The sequence below is a fragment of the Streptomyces sp. NPDC028635 genome (assembly GCF_040637635.1).
Lineage (GTDB): Bacteria > Actinomycetota > Actinomycetes > Streptomycetales > Streptomycetaceae > Streptomyces.
Genome location: NZ_JBEZWX010000051.1, coordinates 19,797 through 41,031, shown reverse-complemented (window position 1 = coordinate 41,031; position 21,235 = coordinate 19,797). Strand labels below are relative to the sequence as shown.

Here is a 21,235-nt window from a genome sequence, read left to right as displayed (position 1 = left end):
GGGGCCGCACGAGCGGCCCCACCCGCCGGCACCGCTCCCTGGTCGGGGCGCTTCACCGGAGATGCCTCTTCAGCCGGGGGCCGGGCCGGTGCGCGGAGCGCCCGGCCGCGGCTCACCTGTCGCCACGTGGCACGGTGTCGAAGGGATCGCCGAAGTCCTCCTTACGGGCGACGCACAGGGCCCAGATGATGAACCCGGACATCGCGATCATGATGACGGACCACACCGGGTAGTACGGCAGCGAGAGGAAGTTGGCGATGATGACGAGCCCGGCGATGGCCACGCCGAGGACCCTCGCCCATGTCGCCGCCTGGAACAGCCCGATGCTGACGATCACGGCTACCACGCCCAGGGCGAGATGGAGCCAGCCCCAGCCGGTGAGGTCGAACTGGAAGACGTAGTTGCGCGTGGTGAGGAACACGTCGTCCTCGGCGATCCCCATGATGCCGCGGAAGATGTCGAGGATTCCCACCAGCGTGAGCATGACGGCGGCGAAGGTCATCAGGCCGGCGGCCCATGCGAACTTCGTGGAGTGCGCGGCCCGGGGCGCGTGGGTGGCGGTCATCTTGGTGCCTCGTTTCCTGGTCCGTGCTCAGCGGGGTGTCGATGCGGTGGTGGCGCCGGTGGCGCCGGAGCCGGCCCGGGTACCGGTCTCGCTCAGCACGAGGTCCTTGGCCCGGCGGAACTCCTCTTCGGTGATGTCTCCGCGGGCGCGCATGTCGGACAGCTTGACGAGTTCGTCGGCGCTCGTGGGGCGGCCGCCTTCGCCCGCCGCCTTCTTGATGTACGCGTCGAACTCCGCCTGCTGGGCGCGGGCATGGGCGATCTCGCGGCGCCCCATGCTCTTGCCGCGCGCGATGACGTACACGAAGACGCCGAGGAAGGGCAGCACGATGACGAAGATCATCCAGCCGGTCTTGCCCCAGCCGCTCAGTTCGTCGTCGCGGAAGATGTCGCCGATGATCCGAAAGAGCAGGACGAACCACATGATCCACAGGAAGAACCACAGCATGGTCCAGAACATGCTCAGGAGGGGGTAGTCGTAGGCCAGTTCCATGGGGTGCTCATCTCTCTTCTCGGTTCCGGGCGGGCCTGCTGCCGCCGTCCCCGGCTGGTCTCAGCGTGCACACGGCGAACGCCCCCGGACCTCACCCGGCGCGGGTGAAGTCCGGGGGCGGAGGTCAGGGAGCGGCCCGGCCGGGATCGGGGGCGGCAGCCTCGGGCCCCTCGGGCGCGGGTCGGCTCGTCGCGGCGGCCAGCACGGCGAGAACCGCGAGGACGACGACGACCAGGCCGACGACCAGGACCACCACCCCGACCGTGGGGTAGTTCCACAGGAGGAGTGCCAGAGCCCCCAGCCCGATGACGACGCCCGTGGTCCACGAACGGTGGCCGTCCAGCCACCGGCCGGTCGTGCCGGTGTTCATCCCGGCGTCGCGCAGCGCGCGTCCGGCCGCTCCGGTACCGCGCCCCGCCAGGGAGCGCACGCCGCGCGCCACCCTGCTCGGGCCGTACAGATAGGCGGCCAGGGCGGTGATGACGGCGACGATCAGCAGGGTGCGGGTGCTGCTGCGCAGGAAGCGGACGAACGTGTCGTAGACGACTGCCGCGGCATCGGGGGGCAGTGCGGTGGCCGGCACGGAGTCGAGGTAGACGCGGCGCACGACGGCCAGCCCGACGAGCAGAACGATCATCATGATGCCGACACCGCAGGCCGTGATCAGCAGCATCATCCGGTGTGCGGGAGCGATCCACACGACCAGGGCGGCCAGGACTATGGTGATCACCGGGAGCCAGGCACCCATGATGTCGAGCAACCGCATGGCGTCCTGCGCCTTGGACAGTTTGGCGGTCTCGAACAGGGTGATCTGGCGGTCGGGGGCCGGGATGGCGTCGGCCTTCTCGAAGCCCTGGTCGACGAGCCGCTGTTTCACCTGGTCGACCACGGTGCCGAGGTCCAGCGTGATTTTGTCGCCCTGGGCCCGTACCGCCCGGCTCTCGTCCCCGGTGAGCATGCCCACGACTCCCGCGTGTGCGCGCCGGTTGGCGCCCTCCCACGCCTGCTGGAAGACGTCGCCGGTGATCACCCGGTTCACGATGCCGTGCACGGCGTTCGTCAGCGCGCTGCGCAGGGGGCCGGCCAGGGCGGTGGACTTGTCGACGACGGCCGGTGGCGCCCCGTTGTCCGCCAGCACCTTGCTCAGGGACGCCGTCACCGCTTCGACGTCGACGTTCGCCACGACGCGGGCGGTCAGCTTGTCGGTGACGGTCTTCTGGATCGCCGGTTCCTTGGCCAGCGGGGCGACGGTCTGGACGTACCGGCCGGTGTCGGTGACCGTGGCGTCCACCCAGGCCGCGACGACGGCCAGCGGGGCGAGCAGGAGGACGACCACGAGCAGCAGGGACGCACCGGTGTAGCGCGTCTTTCGGTGGCGTACGGCCGCGGCCCGGCGCAGCCGCTTGTAGTCGGCGTGCTCCTCGGAGCTGAGCACCACCGGCGCGTCGACTCCCTGACCCGGGTCGGAGGACGCGGGGGACATCTTCGGGGCCATGTCGGACTCCTCAGGTGTGGGACCTCAGGTCAGGTGGGGGACCTCAGGCCGGCGGCGGGCCGGACGGGGTCACGGAGCGGTTCTTGCGCAGTGACGCCCGCAGCGCCAGGGCGAGCCCGAGTTCGGCGACGCCGAGCAGCACGAGCCACAGGCCGAGCAGGCGGGTCAGGGCGACGGCGGACTCCGAGGGCAGGGCCAGTACCACCACACCGGCGACGACGGCCAGGGCGGCGACGCCGAGCAAGTAGCCGCGGTGCGGGAGGCCCTTGGCCGCGAGGGCCGCCCAGGCGGTCAGCAGGCCGGTCACGAGCCAGAGGGCGCCGGTGATCAGCGCGAGCGCCGCGATGGTCTGCAGCGGGTGGCGCAGGCACAGCACACCGGCCAGGACGTACAGCACCGCGATCAGCAGGCCGGTGTGCCGGTCCCCGTACTCCCGGGCGAACGCGGCGACCAGCCGGAAGACGCCGGTCGCGATCAGATACAGGCCGATGAGCACGGCCAGGACGTGCAGGGTCTCGTCCGGCCACACCAGCACGAGGATGCCCGGAATCAGCGTCGTCGCCGCCGAACCCAGCAGCCAGGTCCAGGAACCGCCGAGCTGCGCCAGACGCGCGTCCAGTTCGGCGTCCGTCGCGTCGGCGGGCCGGGCCGGGCCCCCACCCCTGGCGGCTTCCGCCCCCTCGGGCGGGGGCTCGGATCCGGTGGGTGGTGCCGGAGCACGCGACACGGTCATGGCTGCTCCCTCGCCTGACGCGGTCCGGCGGCGGACCTGGGGTGAAACGGTGCGCGAGCTGCTCGCACCGTCCTCTTCCGATCAGGCTCCTGCGCGACCCCCACGGGCCGGGTCACCCCCCGCGGGTGATCCGTACGGGGCTCCGTGACGGTGGGCTGGACCGGGGAACGGGACAAGGTGTTTCGGAGGGACGACGTGCCGCGCCATGAGTGATTCGGGCTCCTGGGAGCAAACGGCGAAGGTGGATGGCACCACCTCGCCGCCGGCTGTGCCCACGCACCCCGGCCGGCCCGCGGTGGCTCTCGCGCTCGCGCGGGCGGGTCTCCTCGCGGCCGCCCTCGTCACCGCCTACTACCTGCTGCCGCTGGACCCCGAGGGGCGGGCCGGCACCACGGCACTCCTGGCGTGCGGCCTGCTGGCCGTGGCCGGTGTGTTCGCCTGGGAGGCGCATACGGTCATGCGCTCGCCGCACCCGCGCCTGAAGGCCACCGAGGCGCTGGCCGCCACCGTGGCGCTGTATCTGGTTCTCTTCGCCGGCATCTACTACCTGCTGGAGCGTTCGGTCACCGGCTCCTTCAGCGAGGCGCTGACCAAGACCGACGCCCTGTACTTCACGCTGACGACGTTCAGCACCGTCGGGTTCGGAGACATCACCGCCCGTTCCCAGGCGGCACGCGTGGTGACCATGATCCAGATGGCCGGCGGGCTGATGCTGGTGGGCGTCGCGGCGCGCATCCTGGCCTATGCCGTGCACACGGGCCTGAGCAGACAAGGGGAGGGGGCGCCGGGGCGAGCCGGTGCCGAGAGGGAAGCGGAGAAACGGCCATGACGACACCGATCACCGCGCACGCGGTGCTGCCGGCAGCCGACCGGGCGGCGTACGGCAAGGACGCCCGCAAACGCGCCCCGCGGTCCTGCCACGGCTGGTTCGAGCCGGACGGGGAGCGCACCGATCCGGTCGAGGTGCTGGAGGGACAGTCCGCCCGAAGGGTCCCCGAACTGGTCCCCATCCGCTACGGCCGCATGCTCGAATCCCCGTTCCGCTTTTACCGCGGCGCCGCCGCCCTCATGGCCATGGATCTCGGCCGGCTGCCGAGCACCGGCCTGACGGTACAGCTGTGCGGCGACGCGCATCTGCTGAACTTCCGGCTGCTCGCCTCGCCCGAGCGGCATCTCGTCTTCGACATCAACGACTTCGACGAAACCCACACCGGTCCCTTCGAGTGGGACGTCAAACGGCTCGCCGCCTCGTTCGCCATCGCCGGCCGGCACAACGGGTTCTCCACCGCGGAACAGGACAGTGCCGTCCTCGCGTGCGTGCGGGCCTACCGCACGCGTATGCGGGAGTTCGCCGCGATGCCGACCCTGGACGTCTGGTACGCGCAGGACGACGCCGACCGGATGCGGGACCTCATGGCCTCGTCGATGACCAAGGAGGCCAGGCGCCGCACCGCCGAGGCGACCGCGAAGGCCCGCACCCGCACTCAGCTCCAGGCCTTCGCCAAACTCACCCGGGTCACGGCCGAGGGCAGGCGCATCGCACCCGACCCTCCGCTCGTCACCCCGCTTCGGGACCTCGTGGACGACCCGTCCGACGACCGGCAGGAGAAGGAGCTGCGGGGTGTCGTGGAGGGGTACGCGCGGACGCTGTCCTCGGAGCGCCGGTTCCTGCTGCGCCGCTACCGGCTGGTCGACATGGCCCGCAAGGTGGTCGGGGTCGGCAGCGTCGGCACACGCTGCTGGATCCTGCTCCTGCTCGGCAAGGGGGACGACGATCCCCTGCTGCTGCAGGCCAAGGAGGCCGGTGAATCCGTGCTCGCCGCCTACAGCGGTGCCACCCCCTACGACAACCAGGGCCGCCGCGTGGTGAGCGGACAGCGGCTGATCCAGACCACCAGCGACATCTTCCTCGGCTGGACCCACGCGGTGGGGTTCGACGGCGTCGGCCGGGACTTCTACGTGCGCCAGTTGCGGGACTGGAAGGGCATCGCCCAGCCGGACACCATGGACCCGTCCCTGCTCCGCCTCTTCGCGCAGCTGTGCGGGGCAGCGCTGGCCCGTGCCCACGCCCGCTCCGGTGATCCCGTCGCGATCGCGGCCTACCTCGGCGGCAGCGACCGCTTCGACCGCGCCTTGACCGTCTTCGCCCAGGCCTACGCGGATCTGAACGAGCGGGACGCCGACGCCCTCGCCGCGGCTGTCGCCTCGGGGCGTGTGCGCGCGACCGCCCTGTGAGCCGGGGCCGCCCCGTCAGTCGGGCAGCCGCCGCATCTCCAGCACCCGCAGGCCCAGCGACTGGCACCGTCCCAGCAGGCCGTAGAGGTGAGCCTCGTCTACGACCGGACCGAAGAGGACCGTCTCGTCGGAGATCACGACGTGGTCCAGCTCCGGGAAGACATTGGCCAGTGTCTCCGAGAGGTGTCCCTCGACGCGGATCTCGTAGCGCATGTACCGCTCTCCCGCCGGCAGCCGGTGGCCTTCTTCGTGGCGCTTCACCTCCAGCTTTCCGCGTACCGGGGCCACCGGGCCTCACCCCGCGCAGGTGACCCGGGCGAGTTACGGGCCGGGGGGTCGCGCCCGGTGCGCGGCGAGGAGACGTCCGTCTGGCTGACCGGTCCTCGTGGCGGCCACGGGCGTGGGCGGACGGCGGTTTAGGCTCACGTCGCCTTCGGGTGCGCGCACGTCAGGGAGGGCAGGGCCACGACCGGGATCGACCGCGAGCGTCTGCGCAGGACGCTGACGTTCTGGCTGCGTCCTGCCTTCGCCCTGCGCGTGCTGAACCGCTTCCAGCGGGTCGTCGGGTTCGACCGCTCGATGGCCCTGGCGTCGAGCGCCTTCACCGCGCTGGTTCCGCTCGCGCTCCTGGCCGGCGTCGTCCTCGGCAACATCGTCCACGTCGACGCCGCGGAGCGGATCATCCGGCGCTACGACCTCAGCGGCGCCGGCGCCGACGCCGTGAACCTTCTCTTTTCCCCCGCGCAGAACGAAGGCGCGAGCACCGGCGTCTTCGGTGTGCTCTTCCTGACCATCTCCGTGCTGAGCTTCGCGCGCGCCGCTCAGCGGCTCTTCGAGCAGGCCTGGGAACTCAGGCCGCTCAGCGTGCGCAACTCGCGCAACGGTCTGTGGTGGATCCTCGCCTTCGGCGCCTACGCCGTGGTCAGCGGGTGGATCTCCACGGTGCTCGGCGACTGGGCGGCCGGTCTGCCGGCCGACGTGTGCGAAGCGGCGGTGACCTCGCTGTTCCTCATGGAGAGCGGCTGGCTCCTGTCGGCGAAGCGGATCGCCCGGCGCGAGCTGCTCCCGTTCGCGGTCACCGGGGCCGTGCTCACCACCGTCTACTCGTGGGGCGCGGGCTTGTACCTGCCGCATCTGTTCAACTCCTACGCGGACCGCTACGGCGTGGTCGGCAGTGTCTTCGCGCTGCTGTCGGCTCTTTTCGCGGTCATGTTCGTCCTCGTCGCGTCCGCCGCGCTGGGGCGTGAGGTGGGGCACGAGCTGGGCCGGATCCGGCAGGGCCTGCAGCCTTCCGAACACGAGGTCCGTCAGCAGTGGGCGGGCGTGGTGGAGCACACCCGTTCGCGCTGGCGCGCAGCGCGCGACGACGCCTCCCGGCGTCGGCGAAGGCGCACGTGAGTCCCGGCGGCCGGGCTGAGGTCAGTCCTTGTTGCCGTACACGTCCGTGCCTCGCGGTGCCGGCGGCGCGGGCACGGGCCCGGCCTCGCTTCCTCGAGGCAGGCGCATGGCTGCCGCCAGGCCGCCCAGTCCGACGACGGCCAGGGTGATCATGGCGGCCGCGTAGGCCCCCGTGGTCAGTCCGGAGACCAGGATGGTGCCGGCGATGGCGGTGCCGAAGGAGGATCCGAGGTTCGACACGCTGCGGGACAGTCCGGAGATCTCGCCCTGCCGCTTCTCCGGGAACTGCGACTGCACGAGGTTGACCGACGGCGTCAGCATGACGCCCAGGCCGAGTCCGATCAGCAGCAGCCCGGGGACGAAGGCCCAGGCGGTGGAGAACGTGGCGACCAGGGCGACCAGGGCGGCCACTCCGGCGTCGCACACGATGAAGCCGGTCATGATGAGGGTGCGCTGCGACCTCCGTACGGCCAGCCGTTCGGCGGCCAGGGACGCGGTCAGCAGCCCCAGCGTGGCCGCGGTGAACACGACCCCGGTCCGGATGGCGTCGTAGTGGCGCACGGTCTGGAGGTAGGCCGCCGCCGTGAAGGACGTGCCCATCAGGATCAGCCACTGGAGGTTCTGGGTGATCAGTCCGAGGTTGGAGACACGGTCGCGGAACAGGCTGACCGACAGCAGTGGCTCTCCGCCGGACGCTTCCCGGGCGCGGACCCAGTGGAGGAAGTAGGCGAGGACGGCCGCGCCGAGGAGCAGCAGGGCGACGGTGAGCCAGATGGTGTTGTCGGCGGCCAGGATGCCCATGACGACGAGGACGAGCCCCACCGCTGACAGGACCGCGCCGAAGACGTCGAACGACCGGGTCGGATCCGGCGGCAGCGGATCGTCGAGGCGGCGGCTGAGGAGGATGATCAAGGCGATGACCAGGGCCTGGAACACGAACGCCGCGCGCCAGCTGATGCCGGTGGTGATCAGTCCGCCGATGAGGGGGCCGGCGGCGGCACCGATGCCGCCGAGCGCCATGATGACGCCGAAGGCGCGGGCGCGTGAGGTCCGGTCGGGGTTGAGGAGCGTGGTGAGGATGTAGACCGGCGGGATGAGCAGCGCGGTGCCGATGCCCTCGAGGATCGAGTTGCCCAGGATCAACACGCCCAGGTTGGGTGCCGCGGCGCTCAGCAGGGCGCCGGTCGCGTAGACGGCGAGACCGGTGAGGAAGCAGCGCTTGCGGCCGTAGCGGTCGGTCAGCTTGCCGCCGGGGATCATCAGCGCCGCCATCACCACCAGGAAGACGGTGATGGCCACCTGCACGCCTTGCACGGTGGTGTCCAGGTCCTCGCTGATGTCGTTGATCATCACGTTCATGTTGGAGCCGGCGAAGCTGCAGATGAACTGGGCGAGGGCCAGTGCGGCCAGGGCCTGTCGTGGTCCGGCCGGTGGGCGGCGCGCGGCTTGCTCAGTCACTGCCGGGGCTCACAGGAGCGCTCTCGGTGGGCACCTTGAGGCCGCGGGTCGCGGGGTGCCTTCGGGCGGTGCCACGGGGCCTGCGGTCCTGCTCGGCCAGTTCCTCGTCCAGTGCCATGGCCGCGGTGACCAGGGCGAGGTGGGTGAAGGCCTGCGGGAAGTTGCCGAGTTGCTCGCCCGAGGGGCCGATCTCCTCGGCGAAGAGACCGACGTGGTTGGCGTAGGTGAGCATCTTGTCGAAGGCGTACCGGGCCTGGGCGAGCCTGCCGCTGCGGGCCAGCGCCTCCACGTAGAAGAAGCTGCACAGGTTGAAGGTGCCCTCCGAGCCGCGCAGGCCGTCGGGGGACGCCGCGGGGTCGTAGCGGTAGACCAGGCTGTCGCTGACCAGTTCCTCGTCCATGGCGTCGAGGGTGCTGAGCCAGTCGGGGTCGCGCGGTGCGAGGAAGCCGACCCTCGGCATGAGCAGCAGGGAGGCGTCCAGCACATCGGTGTCGTAGTGCTGTACGAACGCCTTCCGCTTCGGGTGCCAGCCGTGTTCGACGATCTGCCGGAACACGGCGTCGCGCTCCTTGGTCCAGCGCAGTGTGTCGCCCGGGCGGGAGAAGGTGTGCGCCGCCTTGATGCCGCGGTCGAAGGCGACCCAGGTCATCAGCCGGCTGTAGGTGAAATTCTGCCGGCCGCCGCGCGTCTCCCAGATGCCCTCGTCCGGCTGGTCCCAGTGGTCGGCGAGCCAGTCCAGGACGTCGCTCAGTGCCTTCCAGCCGCGGATGGCGCCGATGTCTCCGCCCACGATCAAGGCGTCCGAGGCCTCGCCGTAGATGTCCAGCTGGAGTTGGTCCGCTGCCGCGTTGCCGGACCGGACCGGGAAGGAGCCCTGGTATCCCTCGAGGTGGTCCAGGACCTCTTCGGTGAGGTACGGATCGCCGTCGACGCGGTACATGATCTGCAGCGGGTCGCCCTGAGGGGTCTCGGGTACCTGGATGCGGTCCCGCAGCCACCGGCGGAAGGCGTGCGCCTCGTCGTGGAAACCCAGGTCGATCAGGGCCCGCACGGACAGGGACCCGTCGCGGACCCAGGTGTAGCGGTAGTCCCAGTTGCGTTCCCCGCCGATCTGTTCGGGCAGTCCCATCGTCGCGGCGGCGATGGGAGCCCCGGTGGGGGCGTAGGTGAGCAGTTTGAGGGTGATCGCGGAACGGTTCACCATGTCCTGCCAGCGCCCCCGGTAGGTGCACGAACGCAGCCAGGACAGCCAGAAGGAGCGGCACGCCTCCAGGTCCTCGGTGACGCCTTCCAGCGACGGGTGCGGTGGCGCCGATCCGCCCCCTGCCGTGCTGGTCAGCACGATGGCGGCCGCCTCGCCGGCGTGAAGGGTGAACCGGGAGGTGATGTCGTCGCCCTCGGCGCGCAGGGCGACGCCGGTGGTGGACTGCAGGTGGAGGTCCGTGCCCGGGCCGTGGAACACCGCCGCGTGGTCGTCGGCGACAGTGAGCTGGTGGGTGGCGCGGCCGTAGTCGAAACGCGGGCGGCAGGTGAGGGTGAAGGGCAGTGTGCCGCGGACCACGCGCGCGACCCGGACCAGGCGGTGCTGGTCGTGCGGTGCGGCGGACTGGATGGGCAGCATGAAGTCGGCGACCTCGCCGACGCCCTCCGGCGCCATGAAACGGGTGACCAGGATGGCGGTGTCGGACAGGTAGAGCTGCCGGACGGTCGTGCCGTCGCCGGGTGAGAGGTCCGCGGCGAGCCGGCAGTGCCCGCCGCGCTCGCTGTCGAGCAGCGAGGCGAAGAGGCTGGGCGAGTCGAAGCGGGGCGTGCACCACCAGTCGATCTGTCCGCCGGAGGAGACCAGAGCGGCCGTCTGCAGGTCACCGATCATGCCGTGGTCGGCGATGGGCGGGTATTCGTTCACGGCGTCCTCCGGCTCGCGGACATGCCCTGCGGCACGGTGCGGGTCCGACCTGCACCCGTCCAGCGTTCGTGCGGGGCGCCGCCGCGGCATCACCCCGCGCGGGTGAAGCAGCCCGGATCCGTGCCCCGGGCCCTCGGCGTCCGCGCCGCGGCCTGTGCCGGGCGCGGCGCGGCAGGCGAGCACCGGGGCGGGGACGACCGGCCCCCGGGACACGGGCCGACCGGCCCTTATGTGGCCGTGCGGGCGCTGAGAGGGTGTGATGGAGGAAGGACATCTGCCGCGTACCTCCGGGTGGTGAGAGCCATGACACCGGATGGCGAGGGAAGCACACGACATCCCGCAGGTCAGGACGTCGATCCCCTGGGAGATCCGTTTCTGCGAACCCGCTTTGTCCTGCCGGCGACCCCTTTGACGTTCCTGCGGCGTGCACGGCTGGCCGCACACCTCGAACGGTCGTCGACGACACCGCTGGTGATGGTCAACGGGGCCGCCGGAGCGGGCAAGACCTTGCTGGTCGCCGACTGGGCCGCGCACCTCGAGCAGCCGCTCGCCTGGCTGACCGTGGACGCGGCGGTCGGGCGGCCCGGCATGTTCTGGGCCCACCTGATCAGGGCGCTGAGCACGGCGGATGTGCCGATGCCCGCCGACGTCGGTTTCCCCTCCGACGCGCGGCACGTGGATCACACGCTGCTGAACCGGCTGGCCGCGCACCTCAGCAGCGGCAGCACCGACGCGACCGTGGTGATAGACGAGTACGACAAAGCCGCGCCCGAGGTCTCGGAACAGCTGGCGTTCGTCCTGCACCACGCCGGGCCGGGTCTGCGTGTGGTCCTGATCAGCCGGAGCGAACCGCTGCTGCCGCTGCACCGCTACCGGGCGGCCGGCGAGCTGACCGAGATCAGGGACGCGGAGCTGGCCTTCACCCCGGAAGAGGCCGCCGAGCTGCTGGAACTGCACGGGCTGCGGGTCTCCCTCGCGGCGGCGGGCGCTCTGGTGGAGCGCACCCGTGGCTGGGCGGCGGGCCTGCGGCTGTGTGCCATGGCGGCGCAGCACAGCCAGGACCCCGAGCGTTATCTGAAGGAGTTCGAGGCCGGCCACAGCACGGTCGCCGACTTCCTGCTGGCCGAGGTCCTTCAGCGGCAGCCGCTCGCGACGCAGGAGCTGCTGCTGCGGGTCAGCGTGCTGGACCGCTTCTGCGCCGACCTGGCGGACACGCTGACCGGTCGCCATGACGCCGCGCTCATCCTGGCCGATCTGCACCGCGTGAACGCCTTCGTCGAAGACCTCGGGCACTCCTGGTACCGCCTGCATCCGCTGTTCCGGGAGATCCTTCGCGTCCATCTCCGCGAGCGGCGCCCCGGCCTCGAGCCGGAGCTGCACCGGCGGGCCGCACACTGGCTGCGCCGGTCCGGGGCGCTTCCGGAGATGGTGACGCACGGCGCCGCCGCGGGTGACTGGGACTTCACAGCGCGTGCCGTGGTCGACGACCTGGCGATCGGGCAGCTGTTCACCGGCCTGCCCTCCGATGACATGGCCCGGTTGTTCGCGCACATGGAGCCGGTCGTGACGACTCCCGAGTCCGACCTCGTCCAGGCGGCCCGCGACCTGTCCCGACACGATCTGGACCGAGGTCTGGCCCACCTGCAGGATGCGAAGGAGCACCTCGCCGCCGACGGTGCCGGGCCCCCGGCGGCGCATCTGAGCTGCGCTTTGCTGGAGGCGCTGGCCGCGCGGCTGTCCGGGTCCCCCGGCAGGGCGGAGGAGGCCGCGCAGGCGGCCAGGGAGCTCCAGCGGGAGGTGCCCGTCCACCTGCTCGACCAGCACCCGGAGCTTCCCGCCCTGCTGCTGACCCATCTGGGCTCCACCAGGCTGTGGGCGGGTCACCTGGACGAGGCACGCGACGCCCTGACCGTGGTGACGGGCGACCCCGGCCGTGCGTCGACCGCGGTCCCCCGGCAGGAGTCGCTGGTCCACCTGGCCCTGATCGACTATCTCAACGGATGGCCGGAGAGGGCCCGGCACCACGTGTCGGCGGCCGTTGCGGAGACGCAGCGGTTCAGCCTGCCCGACCGCGCCGACACCGGGCTCGGGGGGATCGTCATGGCGGCGGTGGCCGTCGAGCGTGATGAACTGGACCACGCCCAGACGCTGCTCGACCAGAGCATGCCCGGCGAGCCGCCGGACCCGGTGACCGCAGCCGGCCAGGCCCTGGTGACGTCTCGGCTGCTGCTGGCGCGGGGCAGGGCGCGCGCCGCCACGGCGGCCACCGCCGCGGACGTGGCGGCCGACGTGGCCTCTCCCTGGGCGCGGGCGCATGCCGCCCTGGTCGCATCCGCCGCCCACCTGGCCGAAGGGCGGCCGGGCGCCGCCGCGGACGTGCTGCGTGAGCTGGCCACCGAGCAGCCGGTGTGTGCGGTGGGCGCGGCCCGGGCCCACCTCGCGGCGGGTGACCGGTCGGCGGCGTTGCGCGTACTGGACGACATACCCGGCGCGAGAAACCTCGGCCCCGCGGTGCGCGTCCGCGCGCTGCTGGTGCGGGCGCAGGCCGCGTACGCCGAAGGCGACGACGCCGCCACCCGTCGGCTCCTCACCGAGGCACTGCTGACCGCTCGCCGCGACAGGCTGCGCCGGGCCTTCCGGGAGGCCGGACGGTGGCTCACGCCGTTCCTGGCCCACGCGCCCTTGCGGGAGCTGGCGACCGGCTGGCTCACGCCGGGTGACGGGGCGACCGTCACCGGCGGTGAGCCGACGCCGGTACTGATCGAACAGTTGAGCGCACGCGAGCGGGAGGTCCTGGAGCGCATCGCGATGATGATGTCCACCGAGGAGATCGCCGCGGACCTGTTCGTGTCCCTGAACACGGTGAAGACCCACGTCAAGAACCTCTGCCGGAAGCTCGCGGTCAACCGGCGGAGCGACGCGGTGCGGCGGGCACGCGAGCTGGGACTCCTCTGACGGCACACGGCGGCCCGTCCCGCCGTCGTGCGCCGTCGGGCCCCCTCCCCCGCCGGGGGTGAGGCGGCCCGCGGGTGTTTCGGGTGCGATGGGGGGCGGCGGCAGGACGTCCGGCCGCCGGCCCGGGTGCGGGTGGCGTGGCCCGGAGGGATGGACTCGGCGAGGTGGACACCGTGGGATGCCTGAGCTGCGAGCTGCATCGGCCTGGCCGGCGGCCTGGTGGTCCCAACGGTGCCGCTGCGGGCCGGGGCGCCCCCGGGCCCCCTGAGCCGTCGTCGGGAAAGCAGCCGTCATGCTGAGACCCGACCCGGCCGCTGCTCGAATCCGGCGCAGGGAGCGCCGCACGCACGCCGACTACACCGGCGGCGTCTACGGCTCGATGCTCGCCGCCACCGTGGTGATCGGTGCCGGGACGCTGGGCTCCTTCCCCCGCCTGGAACTGGTCGCCCTGCTGCTCCTGAGCGGGGTGGCCTTCTGGATAGCGCATGTGCACGCCCAGCTGTTCGGCGCCCGCCTGGCCCAGAACCCGCTCGACCGGCACACCGTCCTGCACGTGTGCAGGGACGAATGGCCCATCGTCAAGGCGGCGGTCCCGCCCGCCCTGGCCGTGGCGGTCAGCCCCCTGCTGGGGCTCGACGTGGCGGGCGCCCTGTGGCTGGCGCTCGGTGTGGCCGTGGCCGGGCAAGTGGGGTGGTCGGTGGCGGCAGCGCGACGGGCCGGCGCCCCGGGCCGCATGCTCGCGCTCACGGCGCTGGTCAACCTGGTCCTCGGACTGCTGATCATCTCTTTCAAGCTTTTCGTGAAGCACTGACCCAGAGGTCGTATGGACGCCACCCACCACGCCGTGCCGCTCACGGGCGGGCGGCCCCGCGCCGTGACGCCGGCCCGCCCGGCGTCCCCGCAAACGAAGGGATCTGATCGGAGATGTGCCGCTGGATCGCCTATTCGGGCACTCCTGTCCTGCTGAGCAAGGTCCTGTTCGAGCCGTCGCACTCGCTCATCGACCAGAGCCTGCACTCCCGTATGGGGGTGGAGACGACCAACGGGGACGGCTTCGGCATCGGCTGGTACACCGAGGACACGACGGTCACTCCGGCCGTTGTCCGGGATGTGGGCCCGGCCTGGAACAACCGCAATCTGCGGGAGGTGGCCCACCACGTCCGATCGGGTCTCTTCTTCGCCCATATCAGGGCGGCGACCGGGACGGCCGTGCAGCAGGCCAACTCCCATCCCTTCCGGCACGACAACTGGATGTGGATGCACAACGGGATGATCAACGGATTCCGCCTCGTCAGGCGTGACCTCGCCGTGGCGGTCGATCCCGCGCTGTACCCCGACATCGAGGGCTCCACGGACTCCGAGCTCATGTTCTTCCTCGCGCTCACCTTCGGCCTGACCGAGGACCCGCCCGGTGCCGTGGCGCGCATGGCCGGCCTGATCGAGGACGCGGGGCACGCCCGCGGCATCCGGCACCCGCTGCAGATGACCGTCGCGGTGAGCGACGGCGAGCGCCTGTGGGTCTTCCGCTACTCCAGCGAAGGCCACTCGCGATCCTTGTACTTCAGCACCGAGGTGTCCTCCCTGCGCGCCCTGCACCCGGACACCGGGTTCCTGCACGACATCTCCGACGAGACCCGTCTGGTCGTCTCCGAACCTCTCGGCGAACTCGTCGGCGCCTGGAACGAGGTACCGGAGAGCAGTTACGGAGTCGTCCAGCCGGGACGCGACGCGCTTCACCCCTTCCGGCCCGTGCCGGGCGGCTGACGCCCCTGCAGGGGCGCTCGGTGTCCGGCCCCGGCGCCGGGCTCAGTTCCGGTTGCCCCGGGGTTTCAGCGGTACCGTCGGCAGTTCGGGAGCAGGGAGCGCGTCACCGTCGTAGCCCCGCACCTCGCCGAAGCGCCGGCCTTCCGTCCAGTCCCGGCGTGCCTGGGCGATCTCCTGCGTGGACCGGCCGATGAAGTTCCACCACATGACGATCTCCTCCTGGAACGGCGGACCGCCCAGCAGGATGAGGCGGGCCGGCTCGTCGGCGGGGTTCGTCAGGGTGAGGGTCGTGCGGTGCGGGGCGGCGTAGCCGAGTTCCGCCTGCTGCAGCGCGGTCCCGTCGAGGACGATGTGACCGGTGTCGACCAGGACGCCGTGTTCGAAGTCGGGGGCGACGTCGAGGGTGAGCGTGGCGCCGGGGGCCACGTGCAGCTCGGCGCCCAGCAGCGGGGTGAAGGTGCGCACCGGGGAGGTGTCCCCGGCGAGGGTGCCGAGGAAGACCCGGGCCTCGCCGCCGTCGAGCGGCACCGGCGTGGGGGCGTGGTGCTGGAAGTCCCGTGCGGTGTCGCGGTGTTCCGCGGGCAGGGCGACCCAGAGCTGCACGCCGTGCAGGATCGTCGTCGCGGGGGTGGACACCTCGGAGTGGCAGATGCCGTGGCCGCTCGTCATCAGGTTCAGCTCGCCGGGGCGCACGAAGGCGTGGATGCCGAGGCTGTCACGGTGTTCGATCTCGCCGCTGAAGAGCCAGCTGACGGTCTGCAGGCCGATGTGGGGATGCGGGGCGACGTCCATGCCACCGCTCGACGCGACGTCGTCCGGACCGTAGTGGTCCGCGAAGCACCAGGCACCGATCAGCGTCCGGGCGCGCTGCGGCAGTGTGCGGCGCACGCGCATGGCTCGGGGGCCGCCGAGCGGTACGTCGCGCGGGGTGAGGACCTCGATGTCCGCGGGTGGCGGACCGCCGGCCTCGCCGCCGCACGGGACGGGGGCGGGCAGTGCTTCTGTGTTGCTCACCGTTCAGCTCCTCCCCCGTAAAGGGTAGTTCGTTTTTCAACATTCACTGTTGATGATAGGACGTACATCGTAAGATCACGCAATGAAGGAGAACACGTGGCGGAGACGGTGGCGGAGACCGTGACGGCGACCACCGGCGGACGGGTGTACGTCGACAAGCAGAGCCCTGAGGCCTATCGCGCGATGACCGCCACCGCCGAAGCGGTCCGCAAGGCCGCCGCCGACGCCGGACTGGACCGCGTCCTGGTCGAGCTGGTCAACATCCGGGTGTCACAGCTCAACGCCTGCGCCTTCTGCCTGGACCTGCACACCCGGGCGGCCCTGCGCGCCGGGGAGACCACACAGCGGCTCGGCGTACTGCCGGCCTGGCGCGACACCGAGCTGTTCTCCCCGCGTGAGCGCGCGGTGCTGGCGCTCGCCGAGGCCACCACCCACCCCGCGGACGCCGAGGCGCAGAGCACCGCGTACGCCCTCGCCCGCACCTCCCTGTCGGACGACGAGATCTCCGCCGTGATCTGGGTCGCGATCACCATCAACGCCTTCAACCGGGTCTCCGTCATGAGCAAGCACCCGGTGCGCCCGGCGCCTCCCCGCTGACCGCCCCGCACCCGGCCGCCTCCCGGCATTGCGCGCGCCCGGCCACCTCCCGGCATTGCGCGCGCCCTGTGCCGGCCCGCGCGCCTAGCATGCGTGGGCAAGCGAGGTCGCCTGAGGGAGAGTCGTAGGGATGCGCATCGATCTGACAGGACGTACCGCTCTGGTCACCGGGTCCACGCAGGGCATCGGCGCGGCCATCGCCGCCGGCCTCGCCCGGGCCGGCGCCCGGGTGGCCCTCAACGGCCGCACCGAGCAGCGCGTGACCGAGGCCACGGCCCGGCTGACCGACGAGGTGCCCGGCGCCGACGTGGTCCCCGTCGCCGCGGACGTCACGCACGAGGAGGGCACGGCCCGGCTGGCCGAAGCCCTCCCCCACGTGGACATCCTCGTCAACAACCTCGGCGTGTTCGGCGCCGCCGACCCCCTGGAGATCACCGACGACGAGTGGCGGCGCTACTTCGAGGTGAACGTGCTCGCCGCCGTCCGCCTGACCCGCCTGTATCTGCCGCAGATGACGCGACGCGGCTGGGGGCGGGTGCAGTACATCGCCAGCGACTCGGCCGTGGTCATCCCCGCGGAGATGATCCACTACGGCATGTCGAAGACCGCGCTCCTCGCCGTCGGCCGCGGATTCGCCAAGCAGGCGGCCGGCACCGGCGTGACGGTGAACTCGGTCATCGCCGGGCCCACCCACACGGGCGGGGTGGAGGACTTCGTCCACGAGCTGGTCGGCCGGGATCTGCCCTGGGACGAGGCCCAGCGCGCGTTCATGCGGCAGCACCGGCCGCAGTCGCTGCTGCAGCGGCTGATCGAGCCGGAGGAGATCGCCAACATGGTGGTCTACCTCAGCTCCGACCAGGCCTCCGCCACCACGGGCGGCGCGCTGCGGGTGGACGGCGGGTACGTGGACTCGATCCTGCCCTGAGCGCTTCCGGGCTACGCCCGCACCAGGGGCGTGTCGACCAGGTGCTCGGCCAGGAACCAGGTCTGGAGCTCCCCTGTGCGGATCACCTGGGAGACCAGCAGGTCGTTGGTCCCGTCGTCGCCCAGCTCCGCGACACGGGCCGCCGCGTCATGGGCGTCGGTGAGGATCGTCTCGTGCGCCTCGAGCAGACGGGAGAGCATCGCGGGAACCTCCTCGACACCGTCGGGCGGGCGCGGGATCGCGGTCAGCTCGGCGACATGGCGGGCGTCGCCGACGGCCACGCCGCCCAGCGTCTGGACGCGCTCGGCGAGTGTGTCGACGAGTTCCAGCTGCTCGCCCGCATGCTTGTCCAGCACCAGGTGCAGCTGGTAGAAGGTCGCGCCGCGCATCAGCCAGTGGTGCTTCTTGTACAGGCCGTAAAGGATCTGCGTGTCCGCGAGCACCTTGTTGAGCCGCTGGCAGGAGTACATGCGGGCCTCGTAGGACAGGGCCAGCGGGAACTGCTTGACGGTGCCGAACTCCTGGATGACGCGGCCCTTCTGGTGCAGCCGGGGCTGGCTCCCGGCGTGCGCGGTGTCGGTGGTCATGTCCGCCTCCTGCGGTGTGTGCGCTCTGTACACCGGTGACGCTAGGCGCCGCAGCCCGGGCCGCCTTGTCCGAGAGCGCATGGCCGTGTGCGCGTCAGCGCAGACGTGCCTCCCGACCGCGGCGGATCGCGCACGGGCATGCCGAACGGCCGCGCGGGCGGGGGGAGTCGCCTGCGCGGCCGGGTCACGGGCCGTGCGGTCAGCCGGTCGCGCGGACCGCCTGGAGGATCAGGTCCGCGACCGCCTCGGGCTGCGAGACGGCCACCGCGTGGGAGGCACCCTCCAGCTCGACGATCGTCGCCCCGGCCCGCTTCGCGCCGAAGCGCTCGACCTCCGGGTTGATCGCCTGGTCGGCGGCCGCCACGAGCGCCCAGGACGGCTTGGTCCGCCAGGCGGCCGCGGAGGCGGTCTCCTCGAAGGCGGCCGCGGCGAGCGGGCGTTGCGCCGCGGCCAGCACCTTGGTGGTCGCGGCCGGTACGTCCGCGGCGAACACGGACGGGAAGGCGTCCTCGGCGATGGTGACCTCGACGGCCGGCTCACCGTCCGGCACCGGGTACGTCCGCTGCTTGAGGTTGCTCACCAGCGGGGAGAGCGGGAAGCGGCCCTGCAGCTGGCCCAGGCTCTCGCCCTCCTCCAGGACGTAGGCGGCGACGTAGACGAGACCGACGACGTTGTCGGTGGTGCCGGCCACGGTGATGAGGGCGCCGCCGTAGGAGTGCCCGACCAGCACGACGGGCCCGTCGATCTGGGCGGCGACAGAGGCGACGTAGGCGGCGTCGGAGGCGAGGCCGCGCAGCGGGTTGGGCGGGGCGACGACGGGCACACCGTGGTCCTGCAGACGGGAGATGACGCCGGCCCAGCTGCCGGCGTCGGCGAACGCGCCGTGGACGAGGAGGACGGTGGGAGTGGTCATGAGGGGTGCTCCTCGAGGGTTCAGGCGTCGTGCAGGGCGGTGTGCAGGGTGCGGACGGCCATCGTGATGGCGGCTTCGGCGGCGTGCGTCCCGCGCAGCGCGTTGAGCATCACGAAGTCGTGGATGACGCCCTGGAAGCGGACGGCGGTGACGGGGACGCCGGCCGCGCGGAGCTTGTTGGCGTACGCCTCGCCCTCGTCGCGCAGCACGTCCGCCTCACCGGTGATGACCAGCGCCGGGGGCAGCCCGGTCAGCTGCTCGGTGGTGGCGCGCAGCGGGGAGGCGGTGATCTGGGCGCGCTCGGCCTCGTCGGTCGTGTACTGGTCCCAGAACCACTGCATGCCGTCACGGCGCAGGAAGTAGCCGGTGGCGAACTGGTGGTACGACGGGGTGTCGAAGTTCGCGTCGGTCACCGGGTAGAACAGCACCTGCCGGCGCAGCGGGAGCCCGCCGCGCTGCTTGGCCATCAGGGTGAGGGCGGCGGTCATGTTGCCGCCGACCGAGTCGCCGGCGACGGCCAGCCGCGTGCCGTCCAGGCCCCGGCCGGCGCCCTCGTCGACGATCCAGCGCGCGACGGCGTAGTTCTGCTCGATGGCGACCGGGTAACGGGCCTCGGGCGACAGGTCGTACTCGGGGAAGACCACGGCGGCCTCGGCACCGACGGCCAGCTCGCGCACCAGGCGGTCGTGGGTGTGGGCGTTGCCGAACACCCAGCCGGCGCCGTGGATGTAGAGGATGACCGGCAGGGTGCCGGTGGCGCCGGCCGGCCGGACGATGCGTGCGCGGACGCTGCCGGTGGGCCCGCCCTGAACGGTCACCCACTCCTCCTCGATCGCCGGCTTGGCGATCTCGCCGGACTGCACCTCGTCGACGGCCTTGCGGCCTTCGGCGGGGGTCAGGTCGAAGAGGTAGGGCGGGTTGGCGGTCGCCTCGGCGAACGCGGCGGCCGCGGGTTCCAGCACGGGCTGTACGGGCTCGAGGGCATCGGGCATGTCTGTCTCCTGGCTCTGTGTTTCGACTGCGCCGGTGAGCCACGCTAGGTCCGGTCGAAAAGGCGGGATTGCCGACGCGTGCACGCCCCCTTTCCCCACAGCGCACGCGGCGCATTTCCGGCCGGTTCGGGCGGGGATCGCACGGCGCGCGTCCGCACCTGAACGGGTGCTGCCTGCACCATGTCCTGCAAGTGCACCGGACCGGGCGGGGTGGAAGCCTGACGGCATGCGCCGCAGCTGCCGCGCCGGCCGTCCGCCGTCGTGGGAGGAGAGCCGTATGCGCCGCTCGCCGAGGGACGCCCTGCGCGCCCTGGTGCCCCACCGGGACGACCGGCACGGGCCACTGCCGGCGCTGCTGCTGATACTGACCGTGGTCACCGGGCTCGTCGACGCGGTCAGCTACCTCGCCCTCGGGCGCGTCTTCGTCGCCAACATGACCGGCAACGTGGTCCTCCTGGGCTTCGCCCTGGGCGGCAGCACCAGCCTGTCCGCGCTCGCGTCCGTCGTGTCGCTGGGCGCCTTCCTCACCGGCGCGCTGGCCGGGGGCCTGGTCGGCGGCCGGCACGCCGCGCACCGCGGGCGCCTGCTGCGCGCGGCGACGGGCGCGCAGACGGTCCTGGTGGCGGTGACCGTGGCGGTCGCCGCCGCCTGCGACGGGCAGGTCACGACCGGCGTCCGCTACGCGCTGATCGCGTTCCTGGGGCTCGCCATGGGTCTGCAGAACGCGGTCGCCCGACGGCTCGCCGTCCCCGACCTGACCACCACGGTGCTGACCCAGACCCTGACCGGACTGGCCGCCGACTCCACTCCGGCCGGCGGACAGACCTCCCGGCCCGGCCGGCGCCTGCTGTCGGTGCTGACGATGTTCCTGGGCGCGCTCGTCGGCGCGGCCCTCGTCCTGCACGGCCACCTGGTCCTCACCCTGGCCGTGGCCCTGGCCCTGCTCGCGGTGACCTCGGTGACGGTCCACCAGCTGTCCGCCGGTGACCCGGACTGGGTGCGGCCGGGAGCCAAGTGACGGCACGCCTCGCCCGGCCCCGTGCCCGTCCCGCCCGGCCGGTGCCCGCTCCTCTGCCCCGCGCCGCGTCCCCGGGGCCCGCGAGCCGGGCCGTCCCTCGTCCGCGCGGGCGCACCCGCCCGTCCCCGTGCCGAGCACGCCGTCCACACCGGCACCGGCACCCCGTGACCCGGCACCGTCCACCGACA

General features: G+C 72.1%; 20 protein-coding genes. 9 read left to right on the top strand and 11 right to left on the bottom strand.

Annotated features, from left to right (window positions below; translation table 11 throughout):
• Window positions 1-112: 112 nt before the first annotated feature.
• The 4 genes from AB0E88_RS32640 to AB0E88_RS32625 form a co-directional block, all read right to left on the bottom strand.
• Window positions 113-565, bottom strand: coding sequence for a hypothetical protein (locus AB0E88_RS32640; protein WP_361638139.1), 453 nt, complete (start codon window positions 563-565; stop codon window positions 113-115).
• A gap of 27 nt (window positions 566-592) precedes the next feature.
• Window positions 593-1,057 carry an SHOCT domain-containing protein gene (locus AB0E88_RS32635; RefSeq protein WP_361638138.1) on the bottom strand — a complete coding sequence of 155 codons (465 nt, stop codon included), beginning with the start codon at window positions 1,055-1,057 and terminating at the stop codon, window positions 593-595.
• Window positions 1,058-1,181: 124 nt separating this feature from the next.
• The gene (locus AB0E88_RS32630; protein WP_361638145.1) at window positions 1,182-2,540 is read right to left on the bottom strand and encodes a hypothetical protein; all 1,359 of its coding nucleotides are present in this window, start codon (window positions 2,538-2,540) and stop codon (window positions 1,182-1,184) included.
• A 55-nt stretch (window positions 2,541-2,595) separates the two neighbouring features.
• Window positions 2,596-3,285 (bottom strand): DUF308 domain-containing protein, encoded by a 690-nt coding sequence (locus tag AB0E88_RS32625; RefSeq protein ID WP_361638136.1) that lies wholly within the window; start codon window positions 3,283-3,285, stop codon window positions 2,596-2,598.
• A gap of 268 nt (window positions 3,286-3,553) precedes the next feature.
• On the opposite strand from AB0E88_RS32625, the gene AB0E88_RS32620 reads away from it, so the two are divergent.
• Both AB0E88_RS32620 and AB0E88_RS32615 read left to right on the top strand, forming a co-directional pair.
• On the top strand, window positions 3,554-4,114 hold the full coding sequence (locus AB0E88_RS32620; RefSeq protein ID WP_361638134.1) for a potassium channel family protein: 561 nt from the start codon (window positions 3,554-3,556) through the stop codon (window positions 4,112-4,114).
• Entirely contained in the window at window positions 4,111-5,520 is a 1,410-nt protein-coding gene (locus tag AB0E88_RS32615; RefSeq protein WP_361638132.1) for a DUF2252 domain-containing protein, read from the top strand. Before AB0E88_RS32620 ends, AB0E88_RS32615 begins: the two co-directional genes overlap by 4 nt.
• 15 nt (window positions 5,521-5,535) lie before the next feature.
• Here AB0E88_RS32615 and AB0E88_RS32610 read toward each other — a convergent pair whose 3' ends face one another.
• On the bottom strand, window positions 5,536-5,733 hold the full coding sequence (locus AB0E88_RS32610) for a hypothetical protein (protein ID WP_361638143.1): 198 nt from the start codon (window positions 5,731-5,733) through the stop codon (window positions 5,536-5,538).
• Window positions 5,734-6,057: 324 nt separating this feature from the next.
• Here AB0E88_RS32610 and AB0E88_RS32605 point away from each other — a divergent pair, with 324 nt between their 5' ends.
• Window positions 6,058-6,918, top strand: coding sequence for a YhjD/YihY/BrkB family envelope integrity protein (locus AB0E88_RS32605; protein WP_361638130.1), 861 nt, complete (start codon window positions 6,058-6,060; stop codon window positions 6,916-6,918).
• 21 nt (window positions 6,919-6,939) lie between these two features.
• On the opposite strand, the gene AB0E88_RS32600 is transcribed toward AB0E88_RS32605, so the two are convergent.
• Entirely contained in the window at window positions 6,940-8,376 is a 1,437-nt protein-coding gene (locus AB0E88_RS32600) for an MFS transporter (protein WP_361638128.1), read from the bottom strand.
• Window positions 8,369-10,282, bottom strand: coding sequence for a glycoside hydrolase family 15 protein (locus tag AB0E88_RS32595; protein ID WP_361638126.1), 1,914 nt, complete (start codon window positions 10,280-10,282; stop codon window positions 8,369-8,371). Before AB0E88_RS32595 ends, AB0E88_RS32600 begins: the two co-directional genes overlap by 8 nt.
• A gap of 303 nt (window positions 10,283-10,585) precedes the next feature.
• Between AB0E88_RS32595 and AB0E88_RS32590 the strand changes: the two genes are divergently transcribed.
• The 3 genes from AB0E88_RS32590 to AB0E88_RS32580 all read left to right on the top strand — a co-directional run bounded on the left by AB0E88_RS32590 (window position 10,586) and on the right by AB0E88_RS32580 (window position 15,001).
• Window positions 10,586-13,237, top strand: coding sequence for a LuxR C-terminal-related transcriptional regulator (locus AB0E88_RS32590; RefSeq protein WP_361638125.1), 2,652 nt, complete (start codon window positions 10,586-10,588; stop codon window positions 13,235-13,237).
• A gap of 292 nt (window positions 13,238-13,529) precedes the next feature.
• Window positions 13,530-14,048, top strand: a complete 519-nt coding sequence (locus AB0E88_RS32585; RefSeq protein WP_361638123.1) for a hypothetical protein — start codon at window positions 13,530-13,532, stop codon at window positions 14,046-14,048.
• A 113-nt stretch (window positions 14,049-14,161) separates the two neighbouring features.
• Complete coding sequence (locus AB0E88_RS32580; protein WP_361638121.1) at window positions 14,162-15,001, top strand: class II glutamine amidotransferase; 840 nt, start codon at window positions 14,162-14,164, stop codon at window positions 14,999-15,001.
• Window positions 15,002-15,043: 42 nt separating this feature from the next.
• On the opposite strand, the gene AB0E88_RS32575 is transcribed toward AB0E88_RS32580, so the two are convergent.
• Window positions 15,044-16,015: a pirin family protein gene (locus tag AB0E88_RS32575; RefSeq protein WP_361638119.1), complete on the bottom strand. Its 972-nt coding sequence runs from the start codon at window positions 16,013-16,015 to the stop codon at window positions 15,044-15,046.
• A gap of 96 nt (window positions 16,016-16,111) precedes the next feature.
• Here AB0E88_RS32575 and AB0E88_RS32570 point away from each other — a divergent pair, with 96 nt between their 5' ends.
• Both AB0E88_RS32570 and AB0E88_RS32565 read left to right on the top strand, forming a co-directional pair.
• Complete coding sequence (locus tag AB0E88_RS32570) at window positions 16,112-16,612, top strand: carboxymuconolactone decarboxylase family protein (protein WP_361638118.1); 501 nt, start codon at window positions 16,112-16,114, stop codon at window positions 16,610-16,612.
• A 130-nt stretch (window positions 16,613-16,742) separates the two neighbouring features.
• A complete protein-coding gene (locus tag AB0E88_RS32565) occupies window positions 16,743-17,537 on the top strand; it encodes an SDR family oxidoreductase (RefSeq protein WP_361638116.1) in 795 nt (264 codons plus the stop codon).
• Between the two features lie 11 nt (window positions 17,538-17,548).
• On the opposite strand, the gene AB0E88_RS32560 is transcribed toward AB0E88_RS32565, so the two are convergent.
• The 3 genes from AB0E88_RS32560 to AB0E88_RS32550 all read right to left on the bottom strand — a co-directional run bounded on the left by AB0E88_RS32560 (window position 17,549) and on the right by AB0E88_RS32550 (window position 20,029).
• Complete coding sequence (locus AB0E88_RS32560) at window positions 17,549-18,124, bottom strand: DNA starvation/stationary phase protection protein (RefSeq protein WP_361638115.1); 576 nt, start codon at window positions 18,122-18,124, stop codon at window positions 17,549-17,551.
• A gap of 199 nt (window positions 18,125-18,323) precedes the next feature.
• Window positions 18,324-19,037 (bottom strand): alpha/beta hydrolase, encoded by a 714-nt coding sequence (locus AB0E88_RS32555; RefSeq protein ID WP_361638113.1) that lies wholly within the window; start codon window positions 19,035-19,037, stop codon window positions 18,324-18,326.
• 20 nt (window positions 19,038-19,057) lie between these two features.
• Window positions 19,058-20,029 carry an alpha/beta hydrolase gene (locus AB0E88_RS32550; protein WP_361638112.1) on the bottom strand — a complete coding sequence of 324 codons (972 nt, stop codon included), beginning with the start codon at window positions 20,027-20,029 and terminating at the stop codon, window positions 19,058-19,060.
• 277 nt (window positions 20,030-20,306) lie between these two features.
• Here AB0E88_RS32550 and AB0E88_RS32545 point away from each other — a divergent pair, with 277 nt between their 5' ends.
• On the top strand, window positions 20,307-21,047 hold the full coding sequence (locus tag AB0E88_RS32545) for a YoaK family protein (protein WP_361638141.1): 741 nt from the start codon (window positions 20,307-20,309) through the stop codon (window positions 21,045-21,047).
• Window positions 21,048-21,235: the final 188 nt, after the last annotated feature.

Bases quoted from the DNA above. Each gene is read 5' to 3' on its own strand.
- AB0E88_RS32625 (WP_361638136.1), bottom strand. From the start codon at position 3,285: ATGACCGTGTCGCGTGCTCCGGCACCACCCACCGGATCCGAGCCCCCG.
- AB0E88_RS32545 (WP_361638141.1), top strand. From the start codon at position 20,307: ATGCGCCGCTCGCCGAGGGACGCCCTGCGCGCCCTGGTGCCCCACCGG.
- AB0E88_RS32565 (WP_361638116.1), top strand. From the start codon at position 16,743: ATGCGCATCGATCTGACAGGACGTACCGCTCTGGTCACCGGGTCCACG.
- AB0E88_RS32585 (WP_361638123.1), top strand. From the start codon at position 13,530: ATGCTGAGACCCGACCCGGCCGCTGCTCGAATCCGGCGCAGGGAGCGC.
- AB0E88_RS32550 (WP_361638112.1), bottom strand. From the start codon at position 20,029: ATGCCCGATGCCCTCGAGCCCGTACAGCCCGTGCTGGAACCCGCGGCC.
- AB0E88_RS32635 (WP_361638138.1), bottom strand. From the start codon at position 1,057: ATGGAACTGGCCTACGACTACCCCCTCCTGAGCATGTTCTGGACCATG.
- AB0E88_RS32590 (WP_361638125.1), top strand. From the start codon at position 10,586: ATGACACCGGATGGCGAGGGAAGCACACGACATCCCGCAGGTCAGGAC.
- AB0E88_RS32640 (WP_361638139.1), bottom strand. From the start codon at position 565: ATGACCGCCACCCACGCGCCCCGGGCCGCGCACTCCACGAAGTTCGCA.
- AB0E88_RS32615 (WP_361638132.1), top strand. From the start codon at position 4,111: ATGACGACACCGATCACCGCGCACGCGGTGCTGCCGGCAGCCGACCGG.
- AB0E88_RS32610 (WP_361638143.1), bottom strand. From the start codon at position 5,733: ATGCGCTACGAGATCCGCGTCGAGGGACACCTCTCGGAGACACTGGCC.
- AB0E88_RS32580 (WP_361638121.1), top strand. From the start codon at position 14,162: ATGTGCCGCTGGATCGCCTATTCGGGCACTCCTGTCCTGCTGAGCAAG.
- AB0E88_RS32555 (WP_361638113.1), bottom strand. From the start codon at position 19,037: ATGACCACTCCCACCGTCCTCCTCGTCCACGGCGCGTTCGCCGACGCC.
- AB0E88_RS32630 (WP_361638145.1), bottom strand. From the start codon at position 2,540: ATGTCCCCCGCGTCCTCCGACCCGGGTCAGGGAGTCGACGCGCCGGTG.
- AB0E88_RS32560 (WP_361638115.1), bottom strand. From the start codon at position 18,124: ATGACCACCGACACCGCGCACGCCGGGAGCCAGCCCCGGCTGCACCAG.